The 20,532-nt window shown below is 67.4% G+C and carries 21 protein-coding genes; 16 read left to right on the top strand and 5 right to left on the bottom strand.

The features are described from left to right. Window positions 1–15: 15 nt before the first annotated feature. Both guaB and CSC94_RS10630 read right to left on the bottom strand, forming a co-directional pair. The gene (gene guaB, locus CSC94_RS10635) at window positions 16–1,518 is read right to left on the bottom strand and encodes an IMP dehydrogenase (protein WP_099306325.1); all 1,503 of its coding nucleotides are present in this window, start codon (window positions 1,516–1,518) and stop codon (window positions 16–18) included. 246 nt (window positions 1,519–1,764) lie between these two features. Beyond that, the gene (locus CSC94_RS10630; RefSeq protein ID WP_425356516.1) at window positions 1,765–2,748 is read right to left on the bottom strand and encodes an MBL fold metallo-hydrolase; all 984 of its coding nucleotides are present in this window, start codon (window positions 2,746–2,748) and stop codon (window positions 1,765–1,767) included. A 186-nt stretch (window positions 2,749–2,934) separates the two neighbouring features. Between CSC94_RS10630 and CSC94_RS10625 the strand changes: the two genes are divergently transcribed. After that, window positions 2,935–4,149 carry an MFS transporter gene (locus CSC94_RS10625; RefSeq protein ID WP_099306323.1) on the top strand — a complete coding sequence of 405 codons (1,215 nt, stop codon included), beginning with the start codon at window positions 2,935–2,937 and terminating at the stop codon, window positions 4,147–4,149. 70 nt (window positions 4,150–4,219) lie between these two features. Continuing rightward, entirely contained in the window at window positions 4,220–4,600 is a 381-nt protein-coding gene (locus CSC94_RS10620) for a VOC family protein (protein WP_099306322.1), read from the top strand. Window positions 4,601–4,613: 13 nt separating this feature from the next. Here the strand turns inward: CSC94_RS10620 and argE are convergent, their stop codons facing one another. Then, window positions 4,614–5,774: an acetylornithine deacetylase gene (gene argE / locus CSC94_RS10615; RefSeq protein WP_099306321.1), complete on the bottom strand. Its 1,161-nt coding sequence runs from the start codon at window positions 5,772–5,774 to the stop codon at window positions 4,614–4,616. 4 nt (window positions 5,775–5,778) lie between these two features. Continuing rightward, the gene (locus CSC94_RS10610; RefSeq protein WP_099306320.1) at window positions 5,779–6,963 is read right to left on the bottom strand and encodes a M24 family metallopeptidase; all 1,185 of its coding nucleotides are present in this window, start codon (window positions 6,961–6,963) and stop codon (window positions 5,779–5,781) included. A gap of 257 nt (window positions 6,964–7,220) precedes the next feature. On the opposite strand from CSC94_RS10610, the gene eutB reads away from it, so the two are divergent. The 7 genes from eutB (at window position 7,221) to CSC94_RS10575 (ending at window position 15,199) form a co-directional block, all read left to right on the top strand. Continuing rightward, window positions 7,221–8,228 (top strand): hydroxyectoine utilization dehydratase EutB, encoded by a 1,008-nt coding sequence (gene eutB / locus CSC94_RS10605; protein ID WP_099306319.1) that lies wholly within the window; start codon window positions 7,221–7,223, stop codon window positions 8,226–8,228. Then, window positions 8,218–9,210 (top strand): cyclodeaminase, encoded by a 993-nt coding sequence (locus CSC94_RS10600; RefSeq protein ID WP_099306318.1) that lies wholly within the window; start codon window positions 8,218–8,220, stop codon window positions 9,208–9,210. Before eutB ends, CSC94_RS10600 begins: the two co-directional genes overlap by 11 nt. An 18-nt stretch (window positions 9,211–9,228) precedes the next feature. Further along, entirely contained in the window at window positions 9,229–9,714 is a 486-nt protein-coding gene (locus CSC94_RS10595) for an Lrp/AsnC family transcriptional regulator (protein ID WP_099306317.1), read from the top strand. A gap of 117 nt (window positions 9,715–9,831) precedes the next feature. Then, window positions 9,832–11,310, top strand: a complete 1,479-nt coding sequence (locus CSC94_RS10590) for an NAD-dependent succinate-semialdehyde dehydrogenase (RefSeq protein ID WP_099306316.1) — start codon at window positions 9,832–9,834, stop codon at window positions 11,308–11,310. 22 nt (window positions 11,311–11,332) lie between these two features. After that, window positions 11,333–12,703 (top strand): aspartate aminotransferase family protein, encoded by a 1,371-nt coding sequence (locus CSC94_RS10585; RefSeq protein WP_099306315.1) that lies wholly within the window; start codon window positions 11,333–11,335, stop codon window positions 12,701–12,703. A gap of 118 nt (window positions 12,704–12,821) precedes the next feature. Next, the gene (locus CSC94_RS10580; RefSeq protein WP_099306314.1) at window positions 12,822–14,318 is read left to right on the top strand and encodes a thymidine phosphorylase family protein; all 1,497 of its coding nucleotides are present in this window, start codon (window positions 12,822–12,824) and stop codon (window positions 14,316–14,318) included. Then, complete coding sequence (locus tag CSC94_RS10575; RefSeq protein ID WP_099306313.1) at window positions 14,315–15,199, top strand: ribose-phosphate pyrophosphokinase; 885 nt, start codon at window positions 14,315–14,317, stop codon at window positions 15,197–15,199. Before CSC94_RS10580 ends, CSC94_RS10575 begins: the two co-directional genes overlap by 4 nt. Before the next feature lie 15 nt (window positions 15,200–15,214). On the opposite strand, the gene CSC94_RS10570 is transcribed toward CSC94_RS10575, so the two are convergent. Further along, complete coding sequence (locus tag CSC94_RS10570) at window positions 15,215–16,597, bottom strand: MBL fold metallo-hydrolase (RefSeq protein WP_099306312.1); 1,383 nt, start codon at window positions 16,595–16,597, stop codon at window positions 15,215–15,217. A gap of 203 nt (window positions 16,598–16,800) precedes the next feature. Here CSC94_RS10570 and CSC94_RS10565 point away from each other — a divergent pair, with 203 nt between their 5' ends. From CSC94_RS10565 to CSC94_RS10535, 7 genes are read left to right on the top strand one after another with little or no spacing between them, the layout of a single operon-like run. After that, the gene (locus CSC94_RS10565) at window positions 16,801–17,103 is read left to right on the top strand and encodes a hypothetical protein (protein ID WP_133122870.1); all 303 of its coding nucleotides are present in this window, start codon (window positions 16,801–16,803) and stop codon (window positions 17,101–17,103) included. 5 nt (window positions 17,104–17,108) lie between these two features. Further along, window positions 17,109–18,557, top strand: a complete 1,449-nt coding sequence (atpD, locus tag CSC94_RS10560; RefSeq protein ID WP_099306310.1) for a F0F1 ATP synthase subunit beta — start codon at window positions 17,109–17,111, stop codon at window positions 18,555–18,557. Next, a complete protein-coding gene (locus CSC94_RS10555; protein ID WP_099306309.1) occupies window positions 18,554–19,006 on the top strand; it encodes a F0F1 ATP synthase subunit epsilon in 453 nt (150 codons plus the stop codon). Before atpD ends, CSC94_RS10555 begins: the two co-directional genes overlap by 4 nt. Next, window positions 19,003–19,290, top strand: a complete 288-nt coding sequence (locus CSC94_RS10550) for an AtpZ/AtpI family protein (protein WP_099306308.1) — start codon at window positions 19,003–19,005, stop codon at window positions 19,288–19,290. Before CSC94_RS10555 ends, CSC94_RS10550 begins: the two co-directional genes overlap by 4 nt. Further along, window positions 19,287–19,586, top strand: a complete 300-nt coding sequence (locus CSC94_RS10545; protein WP_099306307.1) for an N-ATPase subunit AtpR — start codon at window positions 19,287–19,289, stop codon at window positions 19,584–19,586. Before CSC94_RS10550 ends, CSC94_RS10545 begins: the two co-directional genes overlap by 4 nt. Then, window positions 19,583–20,278, top strand: a complete 696-nt coding sequence (locus tag CSC94_RS10540) for a F0F1 ATP synthase subunit A (RefSeq protein WP_099306306.1) — start codon at window positions 19,583–19,585, stop codon at window positions 20,276–20,278. Before CSC94_RS10545 ends, CSC94_RS10540 begins: the two co-directional genes overlap by 4 nt. Next, window positions 20,278–20,523 (top strand): F0F1 ATP synthase subunit C, encoded by a 246-nt coding sequence (locus CSC94_RS10535; RefSeq protein ID WP_165784399.1) that lies wholly within the window; start codon window positions 20,278–20,280, stop codon window positions 20,521–20,523. Before CSC94_RS10540 ends, CSC94_RS10535 begins: the two co-directional genes overlap by 1 nt. Window positions 20,524–20,532: the final 9 nt, after the last annotated feature.

The raw sequence follows: 20,532 nt of genomic DNA, 5'->3' as shown, positions 1-20,532 counted from the left end.
GGAGGAAGCGCGCGCTCAGGCGCCGCCGGGGTAGTTCGGGCTTTCGCGGGTGATCGCCACGTCGTGGGCATGGCTTTCGCGCAGGCCCGCGTTGGAAATGCGCACGAAGGTGGCCCGCTCGTTGAACTCGGGCAGCGTGGACGCGCCGACGTAGCCCATGGCCGCCTTGAGGCCGCCGGCGAGCTGGTGGAGGACGCCCGACACCGGGCCCTTGTAGGGAACCTGGCCCTCGATGCCCTCCGGCACCAGCTTCAGCGTGTCACGGACCTCGGCCTGGAAGTAGCGGTCGGCCGAGCCGCGGGCCATGGCGCCCACCGAGCCCATGCCGCGGTAGGCCTTGAAGGAGCGGCCCTGGTGCAGGTAGACCTCGCCCGGGCTTTCGTCCGTTCCGGCAAGCAGGGAGCCGACCATGGCGGCGTTGGCACCGGCGGCGAGCGCCTTGGCGAGATCGCCGGAGAACTTGATGCCGCCGTCGGCGATGACCGTGACGCCCTGCGCCCGGGCGGCCTCGACCGCCGCCATGATGGCGGTCAGCTGCGGCACGCCGACGCCGGCGACGATGCGGGTGGTGCAGATGGACCCCGGGCCGATGCCGACCTTGACGGCGTCCGCGCCCGCGTCGATGAGCGCCCTGGTGCCATCGGCGGTGGCCACATTGCCGGCGAGGATGCGCACGGAATTGGACAGTTTCTTGGCCCGCGTCACGGCATCGAGCACGCGCTGCGAATGGCCGTGTGCGGTGTCGATGACGAGCAGGTCGACGCCGGCATCGATAAGGCGCTCGGCGCGCTCGAAGCCGTCGTCGCCCACGGAGGTGGCGGCCGCGGCACGCAGGCGGCCCTGCACGTCTTTCGTCGCGTTGGGATTGAGCTGGGACTTCTCGATGTCCTTGACCGTCACCAGTCCGACGCAATGTCCCTCGCCATCGACGACCAGCAGCTTCTCGATGCGGTGCTGGTGCAGCAGGCGCTTGGCCTCTTCCTGGTCGACGTTCTCCTTCACCGTGATCAGGTTTTCCCGGGTCATGAGTTCATAGACCTTCTGGCCCGGATCGGAGGCAAAGCGGACGTCGCGGTTGGTCAGGATGCCGACGAGACGGCCGGTACGATGGCCGCCGGTGCCGCCGTTCTCGACCACCGGAATGCCGGAGATGCCGTGGGCGCGCATCACCGCCTGCGCGTCAGCCAGCGTCGCGTCCGGGCCGATGGTGACCGGGTTGACCACCATGCCGCTTTCGAACTTCTTGACCTGGCGGACCTCCTCGGCCTGCTCTTCCGGCGTCAGGTTGCGATGGATGACGCCGATGCCGCCGGCCTGGGCCATGGCAATGGCAAGCCGGCTCTCGGTCACCGTGTCCATGGCTGCCGAGAGGATCGGCAGGTTGAGGTCGATGTCCCCGGCGATGGTTGTGCGAATGTCGACCTGACCGGGCATGACCTCCGAATGGCCGGGCTGCAGCAGCACGTCGTCAAAGGTCAGCGCGGTCGCGCCGGTCGAAGTTTCAATGATCTTCACCATGGCCAGTCCCTGCAAATAGCAAAAAGGCGGCTCTTGCCCGCATGCGGTTCAAGGCCGACTCGTTCTTGTGAGTCCCTTTCAGGATTGGCGCTGGCTGGTACCACGTCTTTGCGACATTGGAAAGACATGCGTTGCACTGCATCATCGAATGCACAAGAGAAAGCCCCGGACGCCAGCCGCCGGGGCTTTCTCATGTCTCTCACGGCCTGGAGCGGACAGCATTTCCGCCGGGCCGGGCAAGACAGGCTACAGGTCGAACTGGTAGGTCTCGGGAATGAACCGGTAGCCCGTGTCCATGGCCTCGACGAAACCGACCGAGGGGAACGGCATATGGTAGCCGATGAACGGCAGCCGGTCCGTGGCGATCATGTCGAACACCATCTTGCGGCTCTTCGCCGCCGTGGCCTTGTCCATGTCGAATCGCACTTCCCATTCCGGGCGCTGCAGCGACAGGATGAAGTGGTTGGCCGTGTCGGCAGTGACGACGAGTTGCCGCCCGCCCGATTCCATGCGGTAGATCATGTGGCCGGGGGTGTGTCCGGGTGCCGCCATACCGGTGATACCGGGTACGACCTCGCCGCCATCGGCAATGAAGGTCATCTTGTCGGCGAGCGGCACCACCTTGGCCTGGACCAGCTTGTGCACGCCTTCGGCCGGCGTGCCGGCACGGGCGCTGTCGGACCAGAAATCGTACTCGGCCTGTCCCGTCACGTAGCGGGCGTTCGGGAAGGCCGGGCTACCGCCTTCCATAAGCCCGCCGATGTGGTCGGGGTGCATGTGCGTGATCACGACGACCGTCACGTCCTCCGGCTTGATGCCTGCGGCGGCCATGCGGGCGGACAGTTGCCCCATGCCCTTGCCGCGGGCGCCTTCTCCGAGGCCCGTGTCGAACAGGACGATATCGGAGCCGGTGTTGACGACGGTCGGGGCAAAGCCGTTGACCAGTTTTTCGGTCGGCAGGTAATTTGCCTGCAAGAGGTCCGAGACCGTTTCGACCGACTGATCGGTGCCGAACGTCCCTTGCGGGTTTTCCATGACGGTGGAGCCGTCATTGACGGTGGTGACGGTGAATTCACCCAGTTTGAACTGGTTGAAGGCGGTGGCGGCCGGCATGGCCATGGTTTCGGCGAAAGCCTTGCGAACCATGATCTGCGGGGTAGCAAGCGCCACGGCGGTCACGCCCGCGAGCTTGAACAGGCTGCGGCGGTCAGTCTGTACGGTCATCAGCATTCTCCCTTGTTAGCTGGTGCATTCCGCGCAAACTAGAATGGAAGCGGGTTCGTGGCCGGCAAGCCGATCACGCGTTTTGTGATCGTGAACAGGTCTGAACGCAGCGTTTCCAATTTGTGGACAGACTTGCCCGGCCGCGCGGTCCGTGAGACCAAGGATGCCGGAGGAGCGGAGGAGAGACGTGCGATGGCTGACGACACGGGACGCTGGCGGTTCCTGGGGCTGATCTGCGCGGCGACGCTGATGTCGCTGACGACGTGGTTTTCCGCGACCGCCGTGCTGCCGGTGCTGATCGACCGCTGGTCGCTCGGAACCAGTGCGGCTGCCTGGCTGACCAACGGAGTCCAGGCCGGGTTCGTCACCGGCGCGCTGCTGTCGGCCTTTCTCGGGCTGGGCGACCGCTGGCCGCATGGCCGGATGATGGCCGGGGCGGCGCTTCTGGCATCCGGTGCCAACCTCCTGCTGCTCACGGAACCCGGCACCGTTCTTGCCATCGCAGCGCGCATCGTGACCGGCGTCGCGCTCGCCGGGGTCTACCCGCCGGCCGTCAAGCTGATCGCGACATGGTTCCGCACCGGGCGAGGCTTCGCCATGGGGGTGATGATCGGCGCGCTGACCGTCGGTTCCGCACTGCCCCACCTGGTGCGGGCGCTCGGCGGCGGTTTCGACTGGCGGCTCGTCGTGCTGGCCAGTTCGGGGTTCGCGCTTGCCGCCACGCTCATCTTCGCCTTCGCGCTGAAGGAAGGCCCCTACCCGTTTCCGCGCGCGCCGGCGCGCCTCGGCCAGATCGCCGAGATCGTCCGCAACCGGCCGGTGATGCTGGCCAATTGCGGCTACTTCGGCCATATGTGGGAGCTCTACGCCGTCTGGGGCTGGTTCCTGGCCTATGCGCAGGCCGCAATTTCGGCGGGCAACCCGCTTGCCGGGGGCAATGCCTCGGCGCTGACCTTCATCGTGATCGCGACCGGCTTCGCCGGCGCGGCGGCAGGCGGCTGGCTGGCCGACCGGATCGGGCGATGCCGGACCACGGCGCTGGCGCTCGCCATCTCCGGCACCTGTGCGATCGTCATCGGCTTTGTCTTCGAAGGACCGGCCTGGCTGTTCACGACCGTCGCGCTCATCTGGGGCGTCAGCGTCATCGCCGACAGTGCCCAGTTCTCCGCTGCCGTCACGGAGCTTTCGGAGCCGGGCTGGGTCGGCTCGGCGCTGGCGCTGCAGATGGGCGTCGGCTTCGCGATCACCATCGGGGCGATCTGGCTGCTGCCGCTGATCGCGCATTGGGCGGGAAGCTGGCGCTGGGTCTTCCTCGTGCTGGTGCCCGGGCCGATCTTCGGCGCGGTGTCGATGCTGAAGCTGCGGCGCCTGCCGGAAGCGGCGCGCATGGCCGGCGGATTGCGCTGACCGGAGGTCGCCGGGTCCGCGCGGCGCCCTATGTCCCCAAGCAGCGACCCTTGCCGAGGAGGCCCTGCCCATGCCCGACTGGAAGCCGGACGGCTACACGTCCGTCAGCCCCTATCTCGTCAGCCCCGATGCCCAGGGGCTGATCAATTTCCTCGGAAACGTGTTCGGTGCGACCCTGTTGCGCCGCTTTGACCGGCCCGACGGCTCGCTGATGCATGCCGAGGTCAAGATCGACGACAGCGTGGTGATGATCGGTGGCGGGGCAACGGACTGGCGGTCAGGCGACGCGCATCTTCACGTCTATGTCGAGGATGCGGCAGCCGCCTACGAGCGGGCCATGGCGTTTGACGCACCATCGGTACAGGTGCCCGAGCGCAAGCGCGAGGATGACGACCTGCGCGGCGGTTTTCGCGATCCCGACGGCAACACCTGGTGGGTCGCGTCGCAATAACCGCCGCCTGCGATCAGGCCGACAGCGTGCCGGCCAGTCCGTCCAGCATGACGAGGCAGGCGTCGAGTTGCGACAGCTCGACATATTCGTTCGGCTTGTGCGCCTGCTCGATGGAGCCGGGGCCGCAGACGATGGCCGACATGCCGAATTCCTGGAACAGGCCGGCCTCGGTGCCGAAGGCGACGACATCGCAATCGTTGGCGCCCGTCAGGCGGGAGACGATGTCGCGGGCCTCGTTGTCTGGCACGGGTTCCAGCCCCGCCACCTCGCCGATGATCTCGGTCTCGATGGAGCAATCTGGCGAGACGCGGCGCATTTCCGGCAGCAGGACCTCTTCGCAGAAGAGTTTCAGGTTGTCCTTCACCCGGCCCGCGTCGCCGGGGCGCACCGGGCGCATTTCCCATTCGATCAGGCAGTCGCCGGCAATGACATTGCGTGCGGCCCCACCCTCGATGCGGCCGATCTGGACGGTGGTGAACGGCGGGCGGAACCGCGATCCTTCCACCGGATCGGCGCGCAGGCCGCGGCCGAGATCGGCCAGACGGGCGGCGTAGCGCACGGCATATTCGATGGCATTGACGCCGGCGTCCGGGTCCGAACCGTGGCCTTCCACGCCCTTGAAGCGGGTGGTGTATTCGAAACAGCCCTTGTGGCCCTCGATCATCCGCATGCTGGTCGGCTCGCCGATGATGGCGGTGGCCGGACGAATCCCGGCGGCGGCGAGATCCTGCACCATCTGCCGGGCGCCGAGGCAGCCGACCTCCTCGTCATAGGTCAGCGCAAAGTGAACCGGGCGCACCAGCTTGCGCGCGGCGAAGGTATCCGCCGTAGCCAGCATGCAAGCGATGAAGCCCTTCATGTCGCAGGTTCCGCGGCCATGCAGGCGGCCATCGGCCTGGCGCATCGCGAAGGGATCGCTTTCCCATTCCGGCTCCAGTGCCGGCACGACATCGCTGTGACCCGACAGGACCACGCCGCCGGGCCGGTCCGGCCCGATGGTGGCAAAAAGATTGGCCTTCTCGCCGGATGGATCGCGGTGGATCTGGATCGTGGCGCCGGCATCGCCCAGGCGTTCGGCGGCGTAGGTGATGAGCGCAAGGTTGGAATCGGCGGAGACCGTGGGATAGGCGACCAGGTCACCGAGGATGGCGACGGTGCGGTCCAGCGCGCTCACCGGATCACTCCTTGACGAAGAGCTGGCGCGGACGGTCGCACAGGCATTCCGCCGGCCCCTTGTCCTTGATCAGGATGCTCTCGGTGATCTCCAGGCCCCAGTCGTTCATCCACAGGCCCGGCATGAAGTGGAAGGTCATGCCCGGTTCCAGCACCGTCTCGTCGCCCTCGCGGATGGAGATCGTGCGCTCGCCCCAGTCGGGCGGATAGGAGATGCCGATCGGATAGCCCGCGCGGGCGGAACGCTCGATGCCGGCGCGTTCCAGCGGCATGGCCAGCGCGCGGGCGATATCGGCGGCGGTGTTGCCGGCCCGTGCCGCGTCGAGCCCGGCCTCGAGGCCCTCGACCAGCGCTTCCTCGGCACGGCGGAAATAGTCGGGCGGGGTGCCCAGGAAAACCGTGCGGCAGAACGGGGCATGATAGCGGCGATAGCAGCCGGCGATCTCGAAGAAGGTCGCCATGTCCTTTTCAAACACGCGGCCGTCCCAGGTCAGGTGCGGAGCGGCGGCGTCGGAGCCGGAGGGCAGCAGCGGGACGATGGCGGGATAGTCGCCCCAGTCCTCGTCGGTGCCGCGAATGGCCTTGCCGTAGATCTCGGCGACCACCTCGGATTTCTTCACCCCCGGCTCGACGCGCTCGACGATGTAGTCGATGATCTTCTCGGAAATGCGGGCCGCCTTGCGCATGAAGGCGATTTCCGGCTCGCTCTTCACCGCGCGCTGCCAGTTCACCAGCGCGGTCGCATCGGCCAGCAGCGCGTCCGGCAGTTCGTTCTGCAACACCAGGAAGGCCTTGGCGGAGAAGTAGTAGTTTTCCAATTCCAGGCCGATGCGGCTGGCGCCGTAGCCGCGGTCGCGGATCATGGCGGCGAGCAGTTCCATCGGGTGGCAGAGCGTGGACTGCACGTAGTGGTCCGGGTACCAGGCGACACGGGAATCGTCCATCCAGACGGTACGCAGGGCGCCGTTGGAATCCTGCGACCGGCCCCACCAGATCGGGTCCTCGTCGAGGAAGACCAGAACGCCCTGGTGGACATAGAAAGACCAGCCGTCATAGCCGGTCAGCCACGCCATGTTGGACGGGTCCTCGATGAACAGGAGATCCATCTGCTGGGCGACCATGGCCTCGCGCACCCTGGCCAGGCGGCGCTCGTACTCGGCCTTCTCGAATGGCAGATGGATTGCGCTCATGTCCCGCTCCTTCCAGGTTTTTCGAGTTGTTCCTCCCGTGCTTTCCACGCGGCGAGACACTGGGACCGTAGCCCCGATGGCTGGCGAAAAACAATACCGGGAAAGTTGACATGCGCGGCAGCGCGTGATGCTTTGCAGCCGCAGGTTCCGGACCCTGACAAGAAACACCGACAAGATGCGCCAGAGGAGTTCCGGATGCGACATTTCCGTGTCTTTGCGACCCGTTTCCGGCCCGGCACTCGCGGGAGGGTCTCGCCATGACGCTTGCGCTCGCAGACGTGATGGCCGCTGCCAGCCGGATTGCCGGCATGGCGGTGAAGACGCCGATGGTGCCCTCACCCTTCATGGCAGGCGTTGCCGGATGCGAGTTCCTGATGAAGCTGGAACTCTGCCAGCCGACGGGCGCCTTCAAGCTGCGCGGCGCGGCCAATGCCATCGCGCAATTGCCAGGGGACGCGGCGGGCGTAACCTGCTGCTCGACCGGCAACCACGGCCGGGCCGTGGCCTATGCGGCGCGCCGGCGCGGCCTGCGCGCGGTCATCTGCATGTCGACCCTCGTACCGGCCAACAAGGTGGAAGGGATCGCAGCGCTGGGCGCTGAAACCCACGTCGCCGGGCGCAGCCAGGACGAGGCCGGCATCGAAAGCCAGCAGCTTGCGGCGAATGACGGGCTCGTCGAAATCCCGCCCTTCGACCACGAGGCGGTGATCGCCGGCCAGGGAACCGCAGCGCTGGAAATGCTGGCCGACCGGCCCGACATCGCTACGATCCTGGTGCCGCTGTCGGGTGGCGGACTGGCCGCCGGCGTGGCCCTGGCGGCCAAGGCGATCAAGCCTTCGGTCCGCGTGATCGGGGTGACGATGGATCGCGGCGCGGCCATGCATGCCTCCATCGCCGCCGGCAGGCCGGTGGACGTGGAAGAAGTGGCGAGCCTGGCGGATTCGCTGGGCGGCGGCATCGGGCTTTCCAACCGCTACAGCTTCGCCCTGTGCCGTGACCTGCTCGACGACATCATCCTGGTGTCGGAAGACGAGATCTACCGCGCGATGCAGGTGCTGTTCTTCGAGGACCGAATGGTGGCGGAAGGCGCCAGTGTCGTCGGGCTCGCCGCCGTCCTGAGCGGCAAGGCCGGCCGGCCGAAAGGTCCCGTGGCGACACTGATCACGGGGCGCAACGTCGACATGGGCCAGTTCCGTCAGGTGATCAACGGCGAACCGGTGGACCTGGCCGGCTTCAAGACTTCGGGAGGTGCCTATGGCGCATGAAATCCGCATCGTGACCGAGACCGAGCTGCGCGGCGCGGTCAAGCTGGACCTCACCGCCGTCGACGTCGTCTCGCAGGCGTTCGCCGCGCTGGCCGGCGGCGGGGTCGTGATGCCGCCGATCCTGTCGATGGACCTGCCGGCGGTGCATGGCGAAGTCGATGTGAAGACTGCCTGGATCCCGGGCTTCGAGGGCTTCGCGATCAAGGTGAGCCCGGGCTTTTTCGACAACCCGGCCAAGGGACTGGCGAGCCTGAACGGGCTGATGGTTCTGCTCGACGCCACGACCGGGCTGGTCAAGGCCGTGTTCCTCGACAACGGCTATCTCACCGACGTGCGCACGGCCGCGGCCGGCGCGGTTGCCGCCCGGCACCTGGCACCGGAGACGGTCGAGACAGCCGGCGTGATCGGCACCGGCGTGCAGGCGCGCCTGCAAATGGAAGCGGCGCATCTCGTCCGGCCCTTCCGCCGGGTGCTCGTCTGGGGCCGCGATGGCGCCAAGGCCGCGGCCTGCGCACGCGACCTGACGGCCCGGCTCGGCGTGGAGGCCCAGGCCATGGACGATCCGGCGGCGCTCGTTGCCGCCAGCCAGCTCGTCGTCACTACGACCCCGGCGCGGGATCCCGTGCTGCAGGCGGACTGGCTGCATCCGGGGCTGCACATCACCGCCATGGGCTCGGATCAGGCAGGCAAGAACGAAATCGATCCGCGCGCCATCGCGGCGGCGGACGCCTATGTCTGCGACCGGCTTTCTCAGTGCGAGGCGCTTGGCGAGTGGCGCAGCGTGCTGGCCGCCGGCCTCGGCGCGGCGCAGTCGCCGATCGAACTGGGCGACGTCGTCTCGGGCAAGGCGCAGGTCCGGACCTCGCCGGACCAGATCACGATCTGCGACCTGACCGGCACCGGCGCGCAGGATACCGCGATCGCGACCCACGCGCTGGCCGTGACACGGGCAGCCGGCAGCGGCACCGCCATTTCCACCTGACCGCCGGACACGCCGCGCATGAGCAAGCTGGACGCCTACGACCTCGCCATCCTCGCCGCGCTGCAGGCCAACGGGCGCATGACCAAGGTGGCGCTGGCCGAAACGGTGAACCTGTCGCCGAGTCCCTGCGTGGAACGGCTGAAGAAGCTGGAAAAGGCCGGCTACATCACCGGTTACCGCGCGCTGGTGGACCTGCGCCGGCTGGGGCCGGTGACGGAGGTGCACGTGGAAGTGACGCTCGCCAACCACCAGGCCGCCGACTTCCGCCGTTTCGAGGCCGCCGTCATCGAACTGCCGGAGATCGCGGAATGCGTGGCCACGGGTGGCGGCATCGATTACCTGATGAAAGTCGTGGTGGCCGACGTGGACGCCTACCAGCGTCTGATGGACCGGCTGCTGGACGCCGGCGTCGGGATCGAGCGCTACTTCGGCTACATCGTCACCAAGGCGGTGAAGAATGCCCCGCCGGCGCTGCCCTCGCCGCCCCGCAGCGAAAAACGCTGAGACGGACCCCGAATTCAGCAAGAACCACTGCCAGCGCGCATCACTGCGGCAAAAACCTGTCCGCCTTCGCCCCTATGCTGGCGATGTCCTTCGGCATCCAGCACAGCGAGGCGCATCATGACAGGCAACGACAAGGGCCATTGGCCCGTCCCGTTGAACGATCCCAAGATCCTTCGCACCTTCGCCTATGTCGGCGGGGCCTGGGTCTCGTCGGCCGATGGCGCCACCATCGCGGTGACAGATCCGGCCAGCGGGGCGGCCCTTGCCCGCGTCGCGGCGATGGGTCAGGCCGAGGCGCAGGCCGCTGTCGATGCCGCGCACGATGCCTTTGCCGGCTGGTCGGGACTGCTGCCGCAGGACCGCGCGGCCTATCTGAAACGCTGGTTCGACCTGATGCGCGCGCATCGCGAGGACCTCGCCACCGTCATGACCCTGGAACAGGGGAAGCCGCTGTCGGAAGCGCGCGGCGAGATCGATTACGGCGCCTCCTTCGCGGAATTCTATTCCGAGGAGGCCAAGCGGCCGAACATCGAAAGCGTCACGTCGCACCTGCCCGACGCGGAGGTGGAGGTCTGGATGGAACCCGTCGGGGTCGCCGCGCTTATCACGCCGTGGAATTTCCCCAACGCGATGATCGTGCGCAAGGCCGCCGCCGCACTCGCGGCCGGGTGCCCGGTGCTGATCCATCCGTCCCACGAGACGCCGCTGAGCGCCACGGCGCTGGCTGAACTGGCCGAGCGGGCCGGCTTTCCGCCCGGCGTGTTCAATGTCGTGACCGGTCATGCCACCGATATCGTCCCGGTCTGGACGGCCGACCGGCGCGTGCGCGCGCTGTCGTTCACCGGGTCCACCGCGATCGGCAAGCTGCTGTACCGGCAGTCGGCCGACACGGTGAAGCGGATCGTGATGGAACTCGGCGGGCATGCACCCTTCCTGCTGTTCGGCGACGCGGACATGGATCACGCGGTCGGCGAGGCGATGAAGGCGAAATTCGCGACGTCGGGCCAGGATTGCCTCGGCGCCAACCGGTTTCTCGTCGAGCGCAGCGCCTACGAGGATTTCTGCGCCCGGCTCGCCGGCCGGACGGCCGGACTGTCGGTCGGTCCCGGCATGGAGGATCCCGATATCGGGCCGCTGATGAACGAGAAGGCCGTGGCCAAGCAGGAAGAACAGGTGGCCGATGCCCTGGAGCGTGGCGCGCGGCTGCTGTGCGGCGGAAAACGCCATGCCGCCGGGCCTCTCTTCTTCGAGCCGACCGTGCTGGCGGACGTGCCCGCCGACGCCCTGATCATGACCGAGGAGACCTTCGGGCCGGTGGCCGCGATCGCCGCCTTCGACACCGAGGAGGAGGCCTTCGGCCGGGCCAACGACAGCGAATACGGGCTGATCGCCTACCTGCACACGAGCGATCCGCGGCGCATCTACCGGGCCAGCCGCGCCTTGCAATACGGCATGGTGGCGGTAAACCGGACCAAGGTGACCGGCGCGCCCATTCCGTTCGGCGGCATGAAACAGTCCGGCGTGGGGCGCGAAGGCGCCCGCCTCGGCATGGCCGCCTTCATGGACGTCAAATATGTCTGCCGCGACTGGGCATGACAGCAACTGGAAGGAAAAGACAATGCTGAAGAACGACCAGCTCGACCAGTGGGACCGGGACAACTTCTTCCACCCCTCCACCCATCTTGCCCAGCATGCGCGCGGCGAAAGCCCCAACCGCATCGTGACCGGCGGTTCGGGCGTGCACATCGAGGACCGCGACGGCAACCGGCTGCTCGACGCCTTTGCCGGCCTCTACTGCGTCAACGTCGGCTACGGACGGTCCGAGATCGCCGAGGCGATTGCCGCCCAGGCGAAGGAACTGGCCTATTACCATGCCTATGTCGGCCACGGCACGGAGGCGTCCATCACGCTGGCCAAGATGGTCGTCGAGCGCGCGCCGGACAACATGTCCAAGGTCTATTTCGGGCTTGGCGGCTCGGATGCCAACGAGACCAACATCAAGCTGGTCTGGTACTACAACAACATCCTTGGCCGGCCCGGGAAGAAGAAGATCATCTCGCGCTGGCGCGGCTATCACGGCTCCGGACTGATGACCGGTTCGCTGACCGGGCTCGAGCTGTTCCACAAGAAGTTCGACCTGCCACTGGCGCAGGTGCTGCACACCGAGGCACCCTATTACTACCGCCGCGCCGACCTGACGATGAGCGAGGAGGCCTTCTCCGCCCATTGCGCCGCCGAACTGGAGGCGCTGATCGAGCGCGAGGGCGCCGACACGATCGCCGCCTTCATCGGCGAACCGCTGCTCGGGACCGGCGGCATCGTACCGCCACCGGCCGGCTACTGGGAGGCGATCCAGGCCGTTCTGGACAAGCATGACATCCTGCTCATCGCCGACGAGGTCGTGACCGGCTTCGGGCGGCTCGGCACGATGTTCGGCTCGACCCACTACGGCATCCGGCCCGACATCATCACCATCGCCAAGGGATTGACCTCGGCCTACGCGCCCTTGTCGGGGTCCATCGTTTCGGACAAGGTCTGGGCCGTGCTGGAAAAGGGCACGGACGAGAACGGCCCGATCGGCCATGGCTGGACCTATTCGGCGCACCCGATCGGGGCGGCGGCCGGCGTGGCCAATCTCAAGCTGATCGACAGCCTGAACCTGGTCAGCAATGCCGGGGAAACCGGCGCCTATTTCAATGCCGCCATGAAGGACGCCATCGGTGGCCATGCCCATGTCGGCGACGTGCGCGGCGAAGGCATGATGTGCGCCGTCGAGTTCATCGAGGGCAAGGACGAGCGGCGGTATTTCGACTCCGCGCGCAAGATCGGCCCTGCCGTCTCGGCCGCGCTGCTGGAGCGGGGCGTGATCGGGCGGGCCATGCCGCAGGGCGACATCCTGGGCTTCGCGCCGCCGCTCTGCCTGAGCCGCGCCGAGGCCGACGAAGTGGTGGGCAAGACCGCCGACGTGGTGAAGGCGGTGCTCGGCTGATCCCTGCCGACACGATGCCCGGCCGGTACCTTGTCGCAGCCGGCCGGGAATGCTTGACCCGGTCCTGAAACGGTCGCACGCTGACAGCCCTTGCCTGCGTGAACGATTGGGGCCGGACATGGACAACAGGCTGACGCTCAGGCGTCTCGGTATCGATACGGCGAGCGATTCGGTCGTCTACATGCGCCGCGACTGCCCCGTCTGCCGGGCCGAAGGCTTCACGGCCCATACACGGCTTGACGTGACCGCGGACGGGCGGACCATCACGGCCACGCTCAACCTGGTATCGGGCGACCTGCTGGCGCCCGGCGAAGCGGGTCTTTCGGAAAAGGCGTGGACGCGGCTTGGCGCCGGCGACGGCGATCCCGTCGTGGTCGGCTATTCCTCGCCGGTCGATTCCATGGGCCACGTCCGGGCCAAGATCTTCGGCCGGCGGTTCCAGCCGGCCGACGTCATGGCCATCCTGACCGACATCGTGGGCGGACGCTATTCCGACATCCAGCTGTCGTCCTTCATCACCGCCTGCTCGGCGCTGCCGCTCGACACCGACGAGATTGCGGCGCTGACCGCGGCCATGGTCGACACGGGCGAGAAAGTGACATGGCCGTGGCCGACGATCGCCGACAAGCATTGCGTCGGCGGCCTGCCCGGCAACCGGACGACGCCGATCGTGGTCGCGATCACGGCCGCCTGCGGGCTCGTGATCCCGAAAACCTCGTCGCGGGCGATCACCTCGCCTGCCGGCACTGCGGACACGATGGAAACACTGGCGCCGGTCGACCTTTCCGTGGCGCAGATGCGCAAGGTGGTCGAACAGGAAGGCGGCTGCGTCATCTGGGGCGGATCGGTCGATCTCAGCCCGGCGGACGACCTGATGATCCGCGTCGAACGGGCGCTGGACCTCGACAGCCAGGGACAGCTCATCGCCTCCGTGCTGTCGAAGAAGATCGCGGCCGGCTCCACCCATCTCGTCATCGACATTCCCGTAGGCGAAACGGCCAAGATCCGCAGTCAGGCGGAAGCGACCGCGCTTTCCAACGCCATGAGCGAGGTGGCCCACCGCTTCGGCCTGCACATGCGCGTACTGACCAGCGACGGAAGCCAGCCGGTGGGCCGCGGCATCGGCCCGGCGCTGGAAGCGCACGACGTCCTTTCGGTCCTGCAGAACGAGACGGATGCGCCGCAGGACCTGCGCCTTCGGGCCCTTACGCTCGCCGGCGCCCTGATCGAACTGGCTGGCAAGGCCGCGGAGGGCAGCGGCCTCGCGATGGCGCAGGAGACGCTCTCGAGCGGACGCGCCTGGGCCAAGTTCCAGGCCATCTGCGCCGCCCAGGGGGGCATGCGCGAACCGCCGGCCGCCCGGTTCCGGGAGCCGGTTCTTGCGCAGACCGGTGGCCGGGTGCTGTCCATCGACAACCGGAAACTGGCCAAGACCGCTCGTTTCGCCGGGGCGCCGGAGGTCAAGGCCGCGGGGCTGGAACTGCACGTGAAGACCGGTGAAAGCGTGGAAGCCGGCCAGCCGCTCTTCACGCTTCATGCCGACGCAAAGGGCGAACTGGGCTATGCCATGGACTTCGTTTCCAGCCACGGCCCCATCATGAGGATCGGCGCATGACCCGCCTGCTCGTCGCCCTGCCCGGAAACGAGGGCTTCGCGGAAAGACTGGCCGAGGAGACCGGCTGCGCCATCGCGCCGGTGTCCTGGCACCGGTTCCCCGACGGCGAGACCAACCTGCGTTTCCAGGCCGACCTGGCAGGCGCCAGCATCGCCCTCGTCGCCACGCTCGACCGGCCGGACGGCAAGTTCCTGCCGCTCGCCTTCTGCGCCGCGACCGCCCGCGATCTCGGCGCGTCACGCGTCGGGCTCGTCGCGCCTTACCTCTCCTACATGCGCCAGGATCGCCGCTTTCATGACGGGGAAGCGGTGACGGCGCGCTATTTCCCGACACTGCTCGGGTCCGCGGTCGACTGGCTGGTGACCGCCGACCCGCACCTGCACCGTATCCATGACCTCGGCACGATCTATTCCATCCCGACGCACGTGGTCCACTGCGCCGCGCCCATGGGCGCGTGGATCCGTGACAAGGTTTCGGTGCCGCTGATCGTGGGGCCGGACAGCGAAAGCGCGCAGTGGGCCGGCGCTATCGCCGAGGCTGCCGGCGCGCCGCATGTCGTCCTGTCGAAGACCCGCCACGGCGATCTCGACGTCGACATCGCCTTTCCGGACATGAGCGCCCACGCCGGCCGGGTGCCGGTGCTGGTCGACGACATCATCTCCAGCGGCCAGTCCATGGTCCGCGCCATCAAGGGCCTGCGCGCGGCCGGCTTTGCCGAGCCCTGGTGCATCGGCGTGCACGGCATATTCGCCGACGGGGCGGAAGACGCCATCCGGAAGGCCGGGGCCGCCGGGATAGTCAGTTGCAACACGGTGCGCCACGGTTCCAATGCCATCGACGTCAGCGGCCTGTTCGCCGGCCCCGTGGCCGCCATGATGTGAGGCGGATGCCGGCGCCTACAGCATGAACATCTGGTGCTTGCGCGGCATGTGAATTTCGGTGTCCTTCAACGCCTTTGCCATGGCGTGCATGGACTTCTCCTCGCCATGGACGAGATAGGTCGTGGCAGCATGGGCCTCGCGCTGCCAGGACAGCAGTTCGCCACGGTCGGCGTGGGCCGAAAACCCGTTGATCGTGTGAATGCGCGCGCGAACCGGGTAGTTGTCGCCGAAAATCTCCACCATCTCGTCGCCGTCGACGATGTGGCGCGCCAGCGTGTGCTCGGCGGCATAGCCGACGAAGATGATGCTGGAATCGCTGCGGGCGATGTTGTGGACGAGGTGATGGCGGATGCGCCCACCGGTGCACATGCCGGAGCCGGCCAGGATGATGGCGCCGCGAACCGAATTGAGCGCAACGGATTCGGCCACTTCGCGCACCATGACGAGGCCGGACGGGCAGAAGGGATCATGGCCGCGGTCGAAGATGCTGCGCACCTCGGCGCGGTAGAAATCCGGATGGCGTCGATAGATCTGCGTCGCGGTGATCGCCATGGGCGAATCCATGAACACCGACAGGCCCGACGGAATACGGCCGGTGCGCTCGCCTTCGCGCAGGAAGTAGAGCAGTTCCTGGGCGCGATCGAGGGCGAAGGTCGGGATGACGGCATTGCCGCCCTTGTCGTGGGTCTCGGCGATGGCGGCATAGAACTCGTCGAGCGAGGCGCCGAGGTCCTTGTGGTTGCGGTCGCCGTAGGTGGTCTCGGTCACCAGGACGTCGGCATGCTGGGGGTGGACGGGATCGCGCAGCAGGGGGCGCCCGGAACTGCCGAGATCGCCGGAAAAGACAATGCTGCGGTGCTCGCCGGCCTCCAGCAGGTCGAGCCGGATCCAGGCCGAGCCGAGGATGTGGCCGGCATCGTTGAAGGTGGCCGTGATGCCGGGCGCCACCGTCATCGGCTCGCCATAGGTCGCGGTGCGGCCGAAGCACTCGAAGGACGCGTTGGCATCCATGAGATCATAAAGCGGCTCGTCATGGCGGTGGCGGCGGCCACCGTGGTGATGGTGCTGGCGGCGGCGGAAGTCTTCCTCGTGGATCTGCGCGGAATCAAGCAGGACGAGGCGGGCGAGCTCGCGGGTCGGCCCGGTGGTGATGATCTCGCCGTCGAAGCCGCGCTTGCGCAGCAGCGGGATGCGGCCGCAATGATCGAGGTGGGCATGGGTCAGGAGAAGATAGTCGACGGCGCCGGGATCGAAGCCGAATTCGCCGGCGTTTTCCTCCTCTGCCTCGCGGGCGCCCTGGAACATGCCGCAATCGACGAGAATGTTCTTTCCGTTGCATTCGATCAGGTGGCAGGAACCGGTGACCTCGCCGGCAGCCCCGTGGAATGAAATCTGCATCGCTTGCCCTCCGGATGCGCGCAATTTCGCCGCAACGGAAGCGTACGCCCGATCCCGCCGGCAACCAATAGGAACGGATCGTGCCCGCGGCGACATTGATTGTGGTCAAGGACAGGGGCATCCTGTTCGATGATGGTCCGGCTGCAAGCGCCGATGGCGAACACCGGGGCAACCGACGGCAACCTGGCACGGGAGCGGATGACATGACTGCGCAATCGACCCTCAACGAAATCATCAAGCGGCTGGCGGCAATCAAGGATCGTCTGGCCGAGACGCAGGGGCTCTACGGCCACGGCGGATCGCTGCCGGCGGAGCACGCGGAGAAGGCCAGCGCGCTGGATGCCAAGGCGAAGACGGTCGAGGCGAAGCTCCCCGAGGGTGAAGGATCGACCTGGGACGCCATTGCCGGCGAGGTCGAGCGGGACGTCCACGCGCTCGAACAGGATTTCGACCATTGGGTCGGCTATCTCGACAAGCATTTCGCGGACCTTCGAAAGAAAGGCTGACAGCCATGGCCGATGCTTCGGCCGCACAACCGGCGCGCGGCCAGGTCAACGCGGTGCGCGGGCCCGTGGTGGACATCGCGGTGACAGGCGCCCTGCCCGCCATCCACGAGGCCGTGCGCATCAATCTTGGCAGCGCGAGCATCCTGGCGGAGGTGCAGTCGCACCTCGATCCCTCGACGGTCAGGGCCATCGCCATCCAGTCGACCCAGGGGCTTGGCCGCGGCGCGGCAGTGACAATGACCGGCGCGCCGATCACCACGCCTGTGGGCGACAGCGTGCTTGGACGGCTGATCGACGTGACGGGACAGCCGATCGACAAGGGCGCCCCTATCGCCGATACAACCCGTTATCCGATCCATCGGCCGGCGCCCCCGATCGCGCGGCGCACCGCGTCGATGGATCTCTTCAACACCGGCATCAAGGTCATCGACCTGCTGGCGCCCATCGTTCAGGGCGGCAAGGCAGCCATGTTCGGCGGCGCCGGCGTGGGCAAGACGGTCCTGGTGATGGAACTGATCCACGCCATGGTTTCGAGCTATTCCGGCGTCTCGGTTTTCGCGGGCGTCGGCGAACGCTGCCGCGAAGGCCATGAAATGTACAACGAAATGCGGGAATCCGGCGTGCTGGAACGAACGGTTCTCGTCTATGGCCAGATGAACGAGCCGCCGGGTGCGCGCTGGCGCGTGCCGCTGACGGCCATGGCCATCGCCGAGTATTTCCGCGACGAGAAGGCGCGCAATGTCCTGCTCCTGATGGACAATGTCTTCCGCTTCATCCAGGCCGGCTCGGAAGTTTCCGGCCTGCTGGGCCGCAAGCCGTCGCGCGTGGGCTACCAGCCGACGCTGGAAACGGAAGTGGCGGAACTGCAGGAGCGCATCGCCTCGCTGGGCGGAGCGGCGGTGACCGCCGTCGAGGCAGTCTACGTTCCCGCCGACGATTTCACCGATCCCGCCGTCACCGCGATCAGCGGCCATGTCGACAGCATGGTGGTGCTGTCGCGCCAGCTTGCATCGGAAGGGTTCTACCCGGCCATCGACCCGATCGCGACGACCTCGGTGGTGCTCGATCCGCTGGTGGTGGGCGAGCGCCATGCCCGGGTGGCGACCCGGGTGCGCGAGACCATCGAGGAATACCAGGAACTGCGCGACGTCATCGCCCTGCTCGGCGTCGAGGAACTCGGTGCGGACGAACGCCTGCTGGTGTCGCGCGCCCGCAAGCTGCAGCGCTTTCTTACCCAGCCCTTCTTCGTTGCCGCCGCTTTCACCGGCATGGAGGGGCGTTCGGTGCCGGTGGAAGACACGATTTCCGGCTGCGAGGCCATCCTCGCGGGGGAATGCGACGACTGGGACGAAAGCTCGCTCTACATGATCGGCACGATGGACGAGGCACGCGAGCGTGAGGGCCAGCGCAAGGAGAAGCCCGCTGCCGGCAAGACGGAGGCCAGGATCGCATGAGGCCGACCGCGCTGTCCCTCGTCATCACGACGCCGCTGGACGTGGTGTTCCGCTCCGACCGGGTCGTCTCCTTCCGTGCCGCCGATGCCAGCGGCGATTTCGGCATCCAGCCGGGCCACGCCGACTTCCTGACCGTGCTCGGCGCCTGCGTGGCGCGCTGGCGCGACGGCCGCGGCACCGTTTCCTACTGTGCCCTGCGCGGCGGCGTTCTGACCGTTTCAGAGGGCCGCGACATTCGCGTCGCCTGCCGCGAAGGCGTCCTCGGGGACGATCTCGCCTCGCTGGAAGCGGTCATCGCGCAGGAGCGCAGCGACACCGAGGAGGCCGCCGCGCGAGCGCGCATCGGCGAAGCCCGGCTTCATGCCAAGGCCATCCGCCAGATCATGCGCCGTCTCAGCGGCCAGGGCGATGCCGACATGGAACGGCTTCTGGACGAGCTTGCCGGATGATGGAGCAGGACAGCGAACAGGACCGGCTGGACGAGGAAGCCCGCAAGGCCGCGGGCCGGGAAGACCTGCGCCGGCGCCATCCGGAGCCATCGCTGGGCAGCCGCCTGGGCCAGGTCGGCGTGCTGGGCTGGATCATCGTGCTGCCCCTGCTCGGCTGCATGCTGGCCGGGCGGTGGCTTGACCGGCACCTTGGGACGGGCATGCTCCTGACCGGCGCGCTGACCGCCATCGGCGCGTCCATCGGCCTCTGGCTCGCCATGCGCTGGATGAAGGAACAGAAATGACGGACCTCTCGCTTCACCTGCCCCTGTTCTCGCCACTCTGGTTCCTGGCCGGCCTGGCAGGGTTCGCGGCCGGCTACCTGGCCGGGCTGCTGCATTTCCGCCTCCTGGGCAGTGTTGCGGACCGGCTGGTGCGCGGCGACTGGCAGGCCGTTCCGCTGCAACTGGGGCGCATGGCGCTGCTCGTCGCCTTCCTGGGACTGACCATGCTGGCCGGCGCCCACGCGCTGATCGCGGCAACCGCCGGAATCGTGCTGGCGCGCAACCGGGTGCTGGCGCGGGAGCGCGCACGCGGATGACCGAATCGCCCTTTTCCGCCCCTGTCGCCTTCATGATCGGCCCGGTGACGGTGACCACGACCGTGGTGACGACCTGGGCGATCATGGTGCTGCTGACCGTGCTGGCGCTGTGGCTGAAACGGCGGCTGACGCGGGACCCCGGCACGGCGCAGGCGGTAGCCGAACTCTTCGTCGATACGGTCGACGGGCAGATCCGGGCGACGACCCAGGCCGATCCGGCCCCCTATCGCGGGCTGATCGGCATGCTGTTCCTGTTCATCCTGGTCGCCAACTGGTCGTCCGTCGTGCCGGGTGTCGAACCGCCAACGGCCTACCTCGAAACCGACGCCGCGCTGGCGCTGCTGGTCTTCCTGGCGACCATCGTGTTCGGCATCCGCGCCAACGGGCCGGCGGGTTACCTGAAAACCTTCGCCCGGCCATCCTGGTTCATGATCCCGCTCAACCTTGTGGAACAGATCACGCGCAATTTCTCGCTGATGGTCCGCCTGTTCGGCAACATCATGAGCGGGGTTTTCGTGATCGGCATCATCCTGTCGCTCGCCGGCCTGCTGGTGCCGATCCCGCTGATGGCACTGGACCTGCTGACCGGTGCCATCCAAGCCTATATCTTTGCCGTGCTCGCCACGGTGTTCATCGCCGCCGCCGTTTCCGAAGGCGCCTCATCCAACAGCCAAGACGAAGAGAAATCCTGATGGAATACGTCCAGATCGCCAGTATCCTGGCCGCTGCCCTTGCCGTTTCGTTCGGCGCCATCGGTCCCGCCCTCGCCGAGGGGCGCGCCGTCGCCGCCGCCATGGATGCGATTGCTCGGCAGCCGGAAGCCGAGGGCACCCTGTCACGCACGCTGTTCGTCGGCCTCGCCATGATCGAGACCATGGCGATCTACTGCCTGGTGGTGGCGCTGCTGCTGCTGTTCGCCAATCCGTTCGTCAAGTAACCCGGCCAG

Origin of the sequence: Zhengella mangrovi (assembly GCF_002727065.1) — a bacterium.
GTDB lineage: Bacteria > Pseudomonadota > Alphaproteobacteria > Rhizobiales > Rhizobiaceae > Zhengella > Zhengella mangrovi.
This window is presented reverse-complemented; position numbering and strand designations above follow the sequence as displayed.